The 12403-nt window shown below is 65.7% G+C and carries 15 protein-coding genes; 14 read left to right on the top strand and 1 reads right to left on the bottom strand.

From position 1 onward, the window contains the following. The first annotated feature begins 7 nt into the window (after positions 1-7). The 10 genes from EU805_RS12540 (at position 8) to EU805_RS12505 (ending at position 8017) form a co-directional block, all read left to right on the top strand. Positions 8-937: an ABC transporter ATP-binding protein gene (locus tag EU805_RS12540; protein ID WP_129764318.1), complete on the top strand. Its 930-nt coding sequence runs from the start codon at positions 8-10 to the stop codon at positions 935-937. After that, entirely contained in the window at positions 934-1695 is a 762-nt protein-coding gene (locus tag EU805_RS12535) for an ABC transporter permease (protein ID WP_129764317.1), read from the top strand. Before EU805_RS12540 ends, EU805_RS12535 begins: the two co-directional genes overlap by 4 nt. Before the next feature lie 38 nt (positions 1696-1733). After that, positions 1734-2528, top strand: a complete 795-nt coding sequence (locus tag EU805_RS12530; RefSeq protein WP_129764316.1) for a S49 family peptidase — start codon at positions 1734-1736, stop codon at positions 2526-2528. A 1-nt stretch (position 2529) separates the two neighbouring features. Continuing rightward, complete coding sequence (locus EU805_RS17460) at positions 2530-2697, top strand: hypothetical protein (protein WP_165351940.1); 168 nt, start codon at positions 2530-2532, stop codon at positions 2695-2697. Continuing rightward, complete coding sequence (locus EU805_RS17710) at positions 2697-3626, top strand: calcium/sodium antiporter (RefSeq protein WP_242494147.1); 930 nt, start codon at positions 2697-2699, stop codon at positions 3624-3626. Before EU805_RS17460 ends, EU805_RS17710 begins: the two co-directional genes overlap by 1 nt. Beyond that, positions 3623-4396, top strand: a complete 774-nt coding sequence (locus tag EU805_RS17705; RefSeq protein ID WP_242494146.1) for an SDR family oxidoreductase — start codon at positions 3623-3625, stop codon at positions 4394-4396. The genes EU805_RS17710 and EU805_RS17705 overlap by 4 nt, the downstream gene beginning before the upstream one ends. Before the next feature lie 294 nt (positions 4397-4690). Further along, positions 4691-6562: an excinuclease ABC subunit UvrC gene (uvrC, locus tag EU805_RS12520; protein ID WP_129764315.1), complete on the top strand. Its 1872-nt coding sequence runs from the start codon at positions 4691-4693 to the stop codon at positions 6560-6562. A 102-nt stretch (positions 6563-6664) separates the two neighbouring features. After that, positions 6665-7327, top strand: coding sequence for a CDP-diacylglycerol--glycerol-3-phosphate 3-phosphatidyltransferase (pgsA, locus tag EU805_RS12515; protein WP_129764314.1), 663 nt, complete (start codon positions 6665-6667; stop codon positions 7325-7327). 1 nt (position 7328) lies between these two features. Continuing rightward, complete coding sequence (moaD, locus tag EU805_RS12510) at positions 7329-7574, top strand: molybdopterin converting factor subunit 1 (protein WP_129764313.1); 246 nt, start codon at positions 7329-7331, stop codon at positions 7572-7574. A 2-nt stretch (positions 7575-7576) separates the two neighbouring features. After that, the gene (locus EU805_RS12505) at positions 7577-8017 is read left to right on the top strand and encodes a molybdenum cofactor biosynthesis protein MoaE (protein WP_129764312.1); all 441 of its coding nucleotides are present in this window, start codon (positions 7577-7579) and stop codon (positions 8015-8017) included. Here the strand turns inward: EU805_RS12505 and EU805_RS12500 are convergent. Further along, positions 8004-8573 (bottom strand): DNA-3-methyladenine glycosylase I, encoded by a 570-nt coding sequence (locus EU805_RS12500; protein WP_129764311.1) that lies wholly within the window; start codon positions 8571-8573, stop codon positions 8004-8006. The two genes, EU805_RS12505 and EU805_RS12500, sit on opposite strands and share 14 nt — an antisense overlap. Before the next feature lie 86 nt (positions 8574-8659). Between EU805_RS12500 and EU805_RS12495 the strand changes: the two genes are divergently transcribed. From EU805_RS12495 to phbB, 4 genes are all read left to right on the top strand, one after another. Next, on the top strand, positions 8660-9460 hold the full coding sequence (locus EU805_RS12495) for an EAL domain-containing protein (RefSeq protein ID WP_129764310.1): 801 nt from the start codon (positions 8660-8662) through the stop codon (positions 9458-9460). 113 nt (positions 9461-9573) lie between these two features. After that, complete coding sequence (locus tag EU805_RS12490; protein ID WP_129764309.1) at positions 9574-10749, top strand: acetyl-CoA C-acetyltransferase; 1176 nt, start codon at positions 9574-9576, stop codon at positions 10747-10749. Positions 10750-10785: 36 nt separating this feature from the next. Then, positions 10786-11619: a patatin-like phospholipase family protein gene (locus tag EU805_RS12485; RefSeq protein ID WP_129764308.1), complete on the top strand. Its 834-nt coding sequence runs from the start codon at positions 10786-10788 to the stop codon at positions 11617-11619. 28 nt (positions 11620-11647) lie between these two features. After that, positions 11648-12370 carry an acetoacetyl-CoA reductase gene (phbB, locus tag EU805_RS12480; protein ID WP_129764307.1) on the top strand — a complete coding sequence of 241 codons (723 nt, stop codon included), beginning with the start codon at positions 11648-11650 and terminating at the stop codon, positions 12368-12370. Positions 12371-12403: the final 33 nt, after the last annotated feature.

Here is a 12403-nt window from a genome sequence, read left to right as displayed (position 1 = left end):
GCCCGTCATGCCCGCCATCGTTTCCGTCAAGGACCTGCGCAAGACCTACGACACCGGGTTCGAGGCACTCAAGGGCGTGAACCTCGATATCGAGCGGGGCGAAATCCTGGCGCTGCTGGGTCCCAATGGTGCGGGCAAGACGACGCTGATCTCGGCCATCTGCGGGATCGCCGTTCCGACTTCGGGCACGGTGACCGTCGATGGCCATGACACGATCCGGGACTACCGCGCGGCCCGCAGCCTAATCGGCCTCGTCCCGCAGGAGATCAACCTGGAGCCCTTCGAGAAGGTCGAGGATTCCGTCGCCTTCTCGCGCGGGCTCTTCGGCAAGCGCAAGGACCCCGCGAAGGTGGCGGAGATCCTGCGGCTGCTCAGCCTGGACGACAAGGCGAAATCCAAGATCAAGGAGCTTTCGGGCGGGATGAAGCGCCGGGTGCTGATTGCGAAGGCGCTGGCGCACGAGCCGCGGGTCCTGTTCCTCGACGAGCCGACCGCCGGGGTCGACGTGGAACTGCGCCGCGACATGTGGAACGTCGTGTCCGATCTCAAGGATCACGGTGTCACGATCATCCTGACCACCCATTACATCGAGGAGGCCGAGGCCATCGCCGACCGCGTGGGCATCATCAGCAAGGGAGAGATCCTGCTGGTGCAGGACAAGGCCGAGATGATGACCCAGATGGGCCGGAAGGAGCTTCAGGTCGAACTGGCCGAGCCTGCAAGCAGCCTGCCGGAGGCCTTGAGCGACTACGACCTCGCCCTCTCCCCGGACGGGCGGACGGTCACCTATACCTACGACACCCGGGCGAACCGCACCGGCATTCGCACCATGCTCAACGATCTGGACGCGGAAGGGCTGCGGATGGTCGACCTCAAGACCCAGCAGTCCAGCCTCGAAGAGATATTCACCCAGCTCGTGAAGGAGCAGCAGTCATGAACTGGACCGCCATCCGCGCCATCTACGCCTTCGAGATGACCCGCTTTTTCCGCACCATCACCCAGTCGCTGGTCAGCCCGGTGCTGTCCACCTCGCTTTACTTCGTGGTCTTCGGCACCGCCATCGGCAGCCGGATCGACAGTGTCGAAGGCGTGAGCTACGGGGCCTTCATCGTGCCCGGGCTGATCATGCTCTCGGTCATGACTCAGGCCACCACCAACGCGAGCTTCGGGATCTATTTTCCCAAGTTCATCGGCACGGTCTACGAGTTGCTCTCGGCGCCTGTAAACTTCCTCGAGATCACGATCGGCTACGTGGGGGCTGCGGCCACGAAGGCGCTCTTCATCGGGACGATCATCTTCATAACCGCCTTCTTCTTCGTCGATATCGAAGTGCAGCATCCCGTGGCGATGGTGGCATTCCTGGTGATGACCTGCGTCAGCTTCGCGTTGCTGGGGTTCATCATCGGCATCTGGGCGGGCAACTTCGAGCAGTTGCAGCTTATCCCGCTGCTGGTCATCACGCCGCTCGTGTTCCTTGGCGGGTCGTTCTACTCGGTGACGATGCTGCCGCCGCTGTGGCAGACGATCACCATGTTCAACCCGGTGGTCTACCTGATCTCGGGCTTCCGCTGGGCGTTCTTCGGGGCGGCGGACGTGCCGGTGGGGATCAGTCTTGCCGCGATCGCCTTCTTCATGGCCGCCTGCATGACCGCGATCTGGTGGATCTTCCGCACTGGCTGGCGACTTCGGCAGTAAGGCTTGTGGCGCGGGGGGAAGGGTCCTAGATCGGGGGGATGAAAAACCTCCTTCCTTTCCTGAACGCCGATCCGCGCGTCAACGTGGTGCGCCTGCAGGGCACGATCACCACCACGGGCCGCGGCCTGGACGACGCGACGCTGGCCCCCGTGCTGCAAAAGGCCTTCACCCGCGGCAAGCCCCGCGCGGTGGCCTTGCAGATCAACTGCCCCGGCGGCAGCCCCGTGCAATCCTCGCTGATCGCCGCCCGGATCCGCCGCCTCTCGGTCGAGAAGGAGGTTCCGGTCTATGCCTTCGTCGAGGATGTCGCGGCTTCCGGCGGGTACTGGCTGGCCTGTGCCGCGGACGAGATCCACGCCGACGTGGGCAGTCTTCTGGGCTCCATCGGAGTGATCTCTGCGGGGTTCGGGCTGCACGCGTTCATCGACCGCCACGGGGTCGAGCGGCGGGTGCATACCGCGGGTGCGTCGAAGTCGATGCTGGACCCGTTCCGTCCGGAAAAGCCCGAGGATGTCGACCGGCTGAAAAGCTGGCTGACGCAGTTGCACGAGGTCTTCATCGCCTACGTCAAGTCCCGGCGGGAGGCGCAACTCGACGACGATCCCGCACTCTTCACCGGAGAGGTTTGGATTGGCGAGCGCGCCCGCGAGAAGGGTCTGATCGACGGCATCGGTCACCTCGTTCCGGTCATGAAAGGCCAGTTCGGCGACAAGGTCCGGTTCCGCAAGTTCGGCCCGAAGAAGTCGCTTTTCTCCCGCCTCGGCGCGCGGATGATGGGTGAGGCCGTGGGCCAGATCGAGGACCGCGCAGCGTTCGCGCGCTTCGGGCTGTAGCATGATCGTCAAGGCCGTCATCCTGTTCCTCATCGGCATCGGCGTGCTGGGCATGTTCGGCAAATGGCGCTTTCCAGGCCAGGCCCGGCTGGCGCGGGCGAAATGTCCGTCCTGCGGGCGCTACCGGATCGGCAAATCACCGTGCCCCTGCCAGGAAGGACGCCCCTGATGGAATGGATCTTCCTGGTCGCGGGGCTGGCCATCCTGCTGGTGGCGGGCGATTGCCTCGTGAAGGGTGCGGTGAACCTGGCCCTTCGCCTGGGTGTGCCGGCGCTGATCGTGTCGTTGACAGTGGTGGCTTTCGGCACCTCCGCACCGGAGTTGCTGGTCTCCATCCAGTCTGTTCTGGACGGGGTGCCGGGACTGGCGCTGGGCAACGTGGTGGGCAGCAACACCGCCAACGTGCTGCTGGTCCTGGGCGTACCCGCGATCCTGGCCACCATGCACACGGCCGAGCACGACACCCGGTCGAGCTACTGGCAGATGCTGGCGGCGACGGTCCTGTTCATCGCCCTTTGCTGGGCTGGTGTCCTCACGTGGATCAGCGGTCTCGTCCTGCTGGCGGGGCTTGTCGCGATGCTGGGGTGGTCGTTGATCGAGGCGCGCCGCGCGCGCGCGGATGCCCCGCCGGAGCTCGAAGGCGCCGATCCGGGGCTCGGCGGCTTCCGCATCGCCCTCTTCCTCGTGCTGGGCCTCGTCGGGCTGCCGCTGGGGGCCGAGTTGCTGATCCGCGGTGCCACGACCATAGCACAGAACTTCGGCCTGTCCGAAAGCGTGATCGGGCTGACGCTGGTGGCCCTCGGCACATCCCTGCCGGAGCTTGCGACCACCGTGATCGCGGCGCTGCGCCGGCAGGCGGACGTGGCCCTGGGCAACGTGATCGGATCGAACATGTTCAACTTGCTGGCGATTACCGGCGTCGCGGCTCTCGTAGGGCCAATCCCGGTCGACGACCAGTTCCTGACCTTCGATCTGTGGGTCATGGCGGGCGCGTCCCTCCTCCTGATCGCCTTCGTTCTGTTCCGCCAGAACCTGACCCGCGTCTGGGGCATCCTGCTGACCGCGGCTTACGGAGCCTATATCTGGTCGCTCCTGTGACCCGCGCATTGGTGACCGGGGGCGCCCGTCGCCTGGGGCGCGCGATGGTGCTTGCCCTGGCGGAGCGCGGTTTCGACGTGGGCATCCATTACCACGGGTCGGACGAGGCGGCCGAGGCAACCGCCGATGCGGTCCGCGCTTTTGGGGTGCAGGCCACGACCCTGCAGGCGGATCTGCTCGACGAGGATCAGGCGGATACCCTCGTCGCACGGGCCGCCACCGCGCTGGGCGGTCCGCTTACCGTGCTGGTGAACAACGCCTCCATCTTCGAGCCGGACGAGATCGGGGACGCCACCCGGACGGGCTGGGACCGCCACATGGGCAGCAACCTGCGCGCGCCCTTCGTGCTGAGCCAGGCGTTCGCGGCACAGGTGCCGGACCCCGGCCATGACGGAGAACCGGTTGCCCGGGGCCTCATCGTCAACATGATCGACCAGCGGGTGGCGAAACTGACCCCGCAATTCGCGACCTACACGCTGTCGAAGGCGGCGCTTTGGACGCTGACGCAGACCTCGGCCCAGGCGCTTGCCCCGCGGGTGCGCGTCAACGCCATCGCCCCCGGCCCGACCCTGCAGGGGGCGCGACAGGACGATGCGGCCTTCCGCGACCAGCGGCGGGCCACGATCCTGAACCGCGGCGCGGATCCGCGCGACATCGTGCGGGCACTGGTCTACCTGTTGGACTCGCCTTCCGTCACCGGCCAGACGATGTTCGTCGACGGCGGCCAACACCTTGGCTGGCGCACGCCGGATACCCATCTTCCGGAATGACGACCCAAGTTGTGCACTTCGCCATCGCGCTGTCACGGGTCTTTGACAAATCCGTTACAAACCAAGGGATTGCGGGACGTGGATAAATTAAGTCGTCTAAATACAACGGGTTAGGTTTTCGCCCAAAAATCGGGCAGATCGTCCGATGGCCTTTGTTTGCTGGACGAAGCGCCCGTCGCGAGATTTAACCCCCCGACTTATCCCCAGTTTCTGGGGATGCCTTTCGCCTTGATGCCGGGTGACGCCCGGGGCAGGGCGTGACAGAATCGTTGCGATCCATCCGTAGCAGGCCTCATGACCGACACCGACACCCAGACACCCAAGACCGGCTATGCCTGCATCGCGGGCTACCTGCGCACGCTCGACTCCTCTCCCGGGGTCTACCGGATGCTGGATGCAGAAAGCCGGGTGCTCTACGTCGGCAAGGCGCGCAACCTCAAGGCGCGGGTCGGCAGCTACTCTCGGCCCTCGCCGCAGCATTCGCGCCGGATCACCCAGATGATCCGCGAAACATCCGCGATGATGTTCCTCACCACCCGGACCGAGACGGAGGCGCTGCTGCTGGAGCAGAACCTCATCAAGCAGCTCAAGCCGCGCTACAACGTGCTCTTGCGCGACGACAAGTCGTTTCCGAACATCCTGGTGACCACGGCGCACGACTATCCGCAGATCAAGAAGCACCGCGGTGCCAAGAAGGAGAAGGGTGACTACTACGGTCCCTTCGCGGGCGCGGGGGCGGTGAACCGCACGTTGAACCAGCTTCAGCGGGTGTTCTTGCTGCGCAATTGCTCTGATCAGGATTTCGAGACGCGGACGCGGCCCTGCCTGCAATACCAGATCAAGCGCTGCAGCGCGCCTTGCGTGGGCCATATCTCGGCGGAAGACTACGGGCGGTCCGTTCAAGACGCGCAATCCTTCCTGCAGGGCCGGACGAAGGGCATCCAGCAGAAACTGGCATCGGAGATGAACGCAGCCTCCGCCGACATGGAATTCGAGCGCGCCGCGGCCCTGCGTGACCGGATCAAGGCGCTGACGCAGGTGCAATCGACGCAAGGCATCAACCCCCAGACGGTGGAGGAAGCGGACGTCATGGCGCTTCACATCGACGGCGGGCAGGCCTGCGTGCAAGTTTTCTTCATCCGCGCGGGCCAGAATTGGGGCAACCACGACTATTACCCCCGCGTCAGCGGCGAGGAGGATCCGTCAGAGGTGATGGAGGCCTTCGTCGGCCAGCTTTATTCCGACCGTGAGCCGCCGCGCGCGCTCATCCTCAGCCACGGGTTGGATAACGGCGACCTGATGGCCCAGGCCCTGAGCGAACGGCTGGGCCGCAAGGTCGAAATCCTCGTCCCCCAGCGCGGCGAGAAGGCGGAGCTCGTGCAGGGGGCCCTGCGCAACGCCCGCGAAAGCCTCGCCCGCAAGATGAGCGAGACGGCGACGCAGGCCAAGCTCCTCCGCGGCGTGGGGGAGGCGTTCGATCTGCCCCAGACGCCCAAGCGGATCGAGGTCTACGACAACTCTCACATCCAGGGCGCCCATGCGGTCGGGGCCATGGTCGTCGTCGGCCCCGACGGGTTCGAGAAGAACCAGTACCGCAAGTTCAACATCCGCGGCGATCAGCTTACCCCGGGCGACGACTTCGGCATGATGAAGGAGGTCCTGACCCGCCGCTTCCAGCGCCTTCTGAAGGAAGACCCCGAGCGAACCACGGGCACCTGGCCCGACCTTCTGCTGATCGACGGCGGGGCGGGCCAGGTCAGCGCGGTGCGCGAGATCATGGAAGACTTGGGGGTCGGCGATATCGCCATGGTCGGCGTGGCCAAGGGGATCGACCGCGACGCCGGCAAGGAAGAGTTCCACCGCACCGGCAAGACCGTCATGGCCCTGCGGCACAATGATCCCGTGCTCTACTTCATCCAGCGCATGCGCGACGAGGTTCACCGCTTCGCGATCGGCACCCACCGGGCCAAGCGATCGAAGGCGATCAGCGCCACCCCCCTGGACGAGGTGGCGGGCGTCGGCGCGGGACGAAAGCGCGCGCTTCTGGCGCACTTCGGATCGGCGAAGGCCGTGGCGCGGGCCAATGTCTCCGATTTGCAGGCGGTGGAGGGGATCAGCCAGAACATGGCGCAGAAGATCTACGACTTCTTCCACGCGTCGGGCTAATCCGGCCCTCGGTCTGCCGCGGTGATCGCCTGTCGTGCATTATTCGGCGCGGCCCGTGGTCCCTCTCTGGTCACACCCGCGCCGCCTCGTTAGGGTGCGGCCATGACGTTGAACCTGCCCAATATCCTGACGATCCTCCGGCTGCTGGCCGCGCCCGGCGTCGCCGTCATGTTCCTCTACTTCAACCGCCCCTGGGCCGACTGGTTCGCGCTGGTGCTGTTCTCGGGGGCTGCGCTGACCGATTTCCTCGACGGCTACCTCGCCCGCGCCTGGGCGCAGGAGACCAAGCTGGGTGCCATGCTGGACCCGATCGCCGACAAGGCGATGGTCATCATCGCGCTGGTGGTCATCACCGGATTCTCGGGCATGAACCCCTGGATCCTGCTGCCCGCGACGCTGATCATCTTCCGGGAGGTCTTCGTCTCGGGCCTGCGGGAGTTCCTTGGCGATACGGCGGGACTGTTGAAGGTCACGAACCTTGCGAAGTGGAAAACGACCGCCCAGATGATCGCCATCGCGTTGCTTTTCGCCACCGGCGCGTTCGAACATTATCTCGGGATGCAGACCTTCGGCATGGACCAGGAAACGACGGACCGGGTCCTCTCCGGCGATCTGCCGGACGAGCTGGGTCTGGTTTGGAAATACTGGGGCATGCTGCTGTCGTGGTATGCCGGGATCGCGGGACTGTGGATCGCCGCCGTGCTGACGCTGCTCACCGGTTGGGAATATTTCCGCAAGTCGCTGCCCTATCTGAAGGATGCCTGAGATGGACGTTCTCTACTTCGCCTGGGTCCGCGAACGGATCGGTGCCCCGCGCGACACGCTGACCACGCAGGCCGCGACCGTCATGGATCTGGTGGAGGAACTGCGCGCCCGCGAGGATCGCTACGCCGCGGCCTTCGAGGATCTGTCCGCGTTGCGCGTGGCCGTCGACCAGGAGTTGACCGATTTCGACGCCCCGCTCGCCGGCGCGCAGGAGGTCGCCTTCTTCCCGCCGATGACGGGCGGTTGAGCGTGACCGTCCGCATCCAGTCCGAACCCTTCGACGCGGGCGCGGAGCTCGACCGTTTCACGCGCGACGCCTCCGGCGCGGGAGCCGTGGTCAGTTTCACCGGCCTCGTGCGGGATCTGGACGGGCGGTTGCAGCACATGACGATCGAGCATTACCCCGGCATGACCGAACGCGCGATCTCGGACCTCGTGGCGCAGGCGCATGCGCGCTGGGATCTGGCGGACGCGCTGGTGATCCACCGTTTCGGGGATCTGGGCCCGGGCGCGCAGATCATGATGGTCGCCACCGCCTCGGCCCACCGGGCGGAGGCTTTCGCCGCGGCCGATTTCCTGATGGATTACCTGAAGTCCCGTGCCCCCTTCTGGAAGAAGGAAGTGACCCGGGACGGTGCCGATTGGGTCGCGGCCAAGGACGCCGACGAAGAGGCGCTCAATCGTTGGTAAGGCCCGCGTGGCAATGGCACGCGACGATATGGTCGTTGACGAACCCGCAGGCCTGCATGAACGCGTAGACGATGGTCGGACCGCAGAACCCGAACCCCGCGCGCTTGAGATCCTTCGAGACCTGCTCCGACAGCGTCGTCTTGGCCGGAACATCGGCCATCGTGGCCCGGTAGGGCTGCAGGGGCACGCCATCCACGTAGTCCCAGAGGAACCGGTCGAAGCCTCCTTTCGCCTCGATCTCCTGCCAGGCGCGGGCGTTGCGGATCGTCGTTTCGATCTTGCCGCGGTGGCGCACGATGCCGGGATCCTTCAGCAGCGTCTGGACCTCCGCCTCACCCCATTCGGCGATGACATGCGGGTCGAAACCGGCGAAGGCCGCGCGGAAAGCCTCGCGTTTGCGCAGGATGGTGATCCACGACAGGCCCGCCTGGAAGCCGTCCAGCACCAGCTTCTCGAACAGGGCGCGGCTGTCGCGTTCCGGCACCCCCCATTCGGTGTCGTGGTAGGCGCAGTAGAGCGGGTCGTCCCCGGCCCAGGCGCAACGGATCACGGTCATGTCGGGGGCCTTCCACGAAATCGCTTTAACGCGATCTTAGACCGACCCCGGGCAGAACGACAGCATCGACTGACAGGATACCCGCGATGCAGACCCACCCGGCGCCGGACGCACCCACGACCTTTCGCTCCCCGCTCGAGGCCGCCTTCGCGAGCCAGGATGCGGACACCGGCAGCATGGTCGCCCGCGCCCTGGCGGAGAAACGCGCGCGGCTGGCGTTCCAGCCGGTCGTTCTGATGCGCGACACCCGGCAGGTCAGTTTCCACGAGGGCCTGCTGCGGTTGAATGACGATCAGGGGCGGATCATCAACGCCGGCCAGTTCATCGACGAAGTGATCGACACCGACGTCGGCCGCCGGATCGATTGCCTCGCGCTGGAGCTGACGTTGCAGATGCTGCGCGAGCGGCCCGACCTGCGACTGTCGGTCAACGTCTCGGCCCGGTCCTTCGGCGACTGGCGCTGGCGCACGACCCTGCACGACGCGCTCAGCCAGGCGGGCCACCTGGGCGATCGGCTGATCCTGGAGATTTCCGAAGGCTCCGCCATGCTCCTGCCGGAAATCGTGACGCGGTTCATGGCCGACGTGCAGCCCCTGGGGGTCTGTTTCGCGCTCGACGGCTACGGCGGCGGTGCGCTGTCGTTCAAGCACCTGTCGAATTTCTACTTCGATCTCGTGAAGATCGACCGCTACTTCACGCGGCGCATCACGCGCGCGCCAGACCACCAGGCGATCGTGGCGGCGCTCGTGTCGGTCGCGCGCCAGTTCGAGATGTTCGTCGTTGCCGACGGTGTCGAACACAAGGAAGACGCGGCCTTCCTGCGCACCTACGAGATCGACTGCCTTCAAGGTTACCTGACCGGCCGGCCGCAGTTCAAGCTGCAGTGACCCGGCGCGGGATTGGCGAATTTCCGGTTTGCGCAGACCACGCGCGCGCTCTAGCCTGAGCGACGAGGAAAGGCCCCGCAGGTGGCGGGTCGCCAAGTGACAAGAGGTAACTGATGACGAATGTGGTGATCGCATCCGCGGGCCGGACCGCGGTGGGCAGCTTCATGGGGGCCTTCGCGGCCACGCCCGCGCACGATCTCGGCGCGGCCATGCTGGAGGGCATCGTCGCACGGGCCGGCATCGACAAGTCCGAAGTTTCCGAAACGATCCTGGGCCAGGTCCTGACGGCAGCGCAAGGCCAGAACCCCGCGCGCCAGGCGCATGTCAACGCGGGCCTTCCGATCGAATCTTCTGCCTGGGGCATCAACCAGGTCTGCGGTTCGGGCCTTCGGGCGGTGATGCTCGGCGCCCAGCACATACAGTTGGGCGATGCGACCATCATCGCGGCCGGCGGGCAGGAGAACATGTCCCTCTCCCCCCATGCCGCGCACCTGCGGGCGGGTCACAAGATGGGCGACGTGAAATACATCGACACGATGATCCGCGACGGCCTGTGGGACGCTTTCAACGGCTACCACATGGGCCAGACCGCCGAGAACGTCGCCGAGAAATACCAGATCAGCCGCGACGCCCAGGACGAATTCGCCGCCAAGTCGCAGAACAAGGCCGAGGCCGCCCAGAAGGACGGCAGGTTCGAGGACGAGATCCTGCCCTTCACCGTCAAGACCCGCAAGGGCGAGACGGTCGTGGACCAGGATGAATACATCCGTCACGGCGCCTCCGTCGAAGGCATGCAGAAGCTGCGTCCGGCCTTCACCAAGGACGGCAGCGTGACGGCGGGCAATGCCTCGGGTCTGAACGACGGGGCTGCGGGCGTGATCCTGATGACCGCCGAGGAGGCGGAGAAACGCGGGATCGAACCGCTCGCGCGGATCGTCTCCTATGCGACCGCGGGGCTCGATCCGACGATCATGGGCGTCGGCCCGATCCACGCCAGCCGCAAGGCGCTCGACAAGGCGGGCTGGGCGCCCGGCGATCTGGACCTCGTCGAGGCGAACGAGGCTTTCGCCGCCCAGGCCTGCGCGGTGAACAAGGAAATGGGCTGGGATCCTGACATCGTGAACGTGAACGGCGGCGCCATCGCCATCGGTCACCCGATCGGGGCCTCCGGCGCGCGGATCCTCAACACGCTGCTGTTCGAGATGAAGCGTCGCGGCGCGAAGAAGGGTCTCGCCACCCTGTGCATCGGCGGCGGCATGGGTGTCGCCATGTGCGTCGAACGTGCCTGATGCCGCGGGTTTCTCACCCATCGGCGTAGTCACGGCATGAGCCCCTATCCGCAGTTCGACCAGGTGGTCTTTTCCGGCGGGGGCCTGCGCTGCTTCTGGCAGGGCGGGTTCCTCGAAGAGGTGCGCGACAGGCTCCCGCTTGAGCCTGCGCGGATTTCCGGGGTCTCCGGCGGGGCGCTGACCGCGGCGGGGTTCGTCACGCGCCGCGGGCAGAAGGTGCTCGAGACGATGTGCCGTCACTTTGCGCAGAACGACACCAACCTGCCCGATGACATCGACGCGCAGGGCATGTCGCCGCATCAGCAGATCTATCGCAACGTGATCGAGGAGATCCTCGACGCCGACGCCGTTTCGGACGTGGTGAACGGTCCGTCGTTCCAGGTGCTGATCGGGCATCCGCCGTCTGGAGATTTTCCGCGGCTGTCGGGTACGGCGGCCACGATCGCCTACGAAGCGGAACTGCACACCATCGCGAGCCCGCACTTCGACTGGTCGGAGAAGATCGGCGTGGAATCGAGTCTCGTTGACGCAAGACAGGCGGCGAAGGACGGCAAGCTGGCCGACCTGATCTGCGCGGCCGCGACGATCCCGCCCCTGTTCGAACCCCCGACCTGGAACGGCCGCGAGGTGATCGACGGCGGTATGGCCAATCAGGCGCCGATGCCCGATCCGGACAAAGGTGACACGCTGGTCCTGCTGACTCGCACCTACAGCGGTCTGGAGCCGGTGGAGGGGCGCCTTTACACCGATCCCAACGAAGAGACGCCGGCGGACAAGATCGACTTCACCGACGGGGACAAGCTGCAAAAGACATGGGCCTGCGGCGTGAAAGATGGACGACGGTTTCTTGCGCAGTATACTGATGATTGAGACATAATATTTCTGGGAGGAGATGAGTATGGGCAAAGTCGCACTGGTGACCGGGGGCACCCGCGGTATCGGAAAGGCCGTCAGCCTTGCGCTGAAGGCAGAGGGTTACACGGTGGCCGCAACCTATGCCGGCAACGACGAGAAGGCCGCGGCCTTCACCGACGAGACCGGGATCGCCACCTACAAATGGGACGTGTCCGATTACGAGGCCTGTGCCGCCGGGATCGCGAAGGTCGAAGAAGACCTGGGCCCGATCGAGGTTCTCGTGAACAACGCGGGCATCACGCGCGACGCACCGTTCCACAAGATGAAGCCCGAGCAATGGCGCGAGGTGATCGACACGAACCTCTCGGGCGTCTTCAACATGACCCACCCGGTCTGGCCCGGGATGCGCGAGCGCAAGTTCGGCCGGATCATCATGATCAGCTCGATCAATGGCCAGAAGGGCCAGTTCGCCCAGGCCAACTATGCCGCCGCCAAGGCGGGCGACATCGGTTTCACCAAGGCGCTGGCCCAGGAAGGCGCGCGGGCGGGCATCACGGTGAACGTGGTCGCGCCGGGCTACATCAACACCGACATGATGGCGACCATTCCCGAGAAGGTGATGGACAGCATCGTCGGCGCAATTCCCGTCGGCCGGTTGGGCGAGGCGGAAGAAATCGCGCGCGCCGTCGTCTTCCTCGCCTCCGAGGACGCAGGGTTCATCACGGGCTCGACGCTGACCGCGAACGGCGGGCAATACATGGCGTGAGGGTTTCGCCCCGTGACGCCGCGTGACACAAGG

The sequence above is a fragment of the Salipiger sp. IMCC34102 genome (assembly GCF_004145405.1).
Lineage (GTDB): Bacteria > Pseudomonadota > Alphaproteobacteria > Rhodobacterales > Rhodobacteraceae > Loktanella.
The sequence above is the reverse complement of the archived record's forward strand: the minus strand, read 5'-3'. Positions and strand labels throughout refer to the sequence as shown.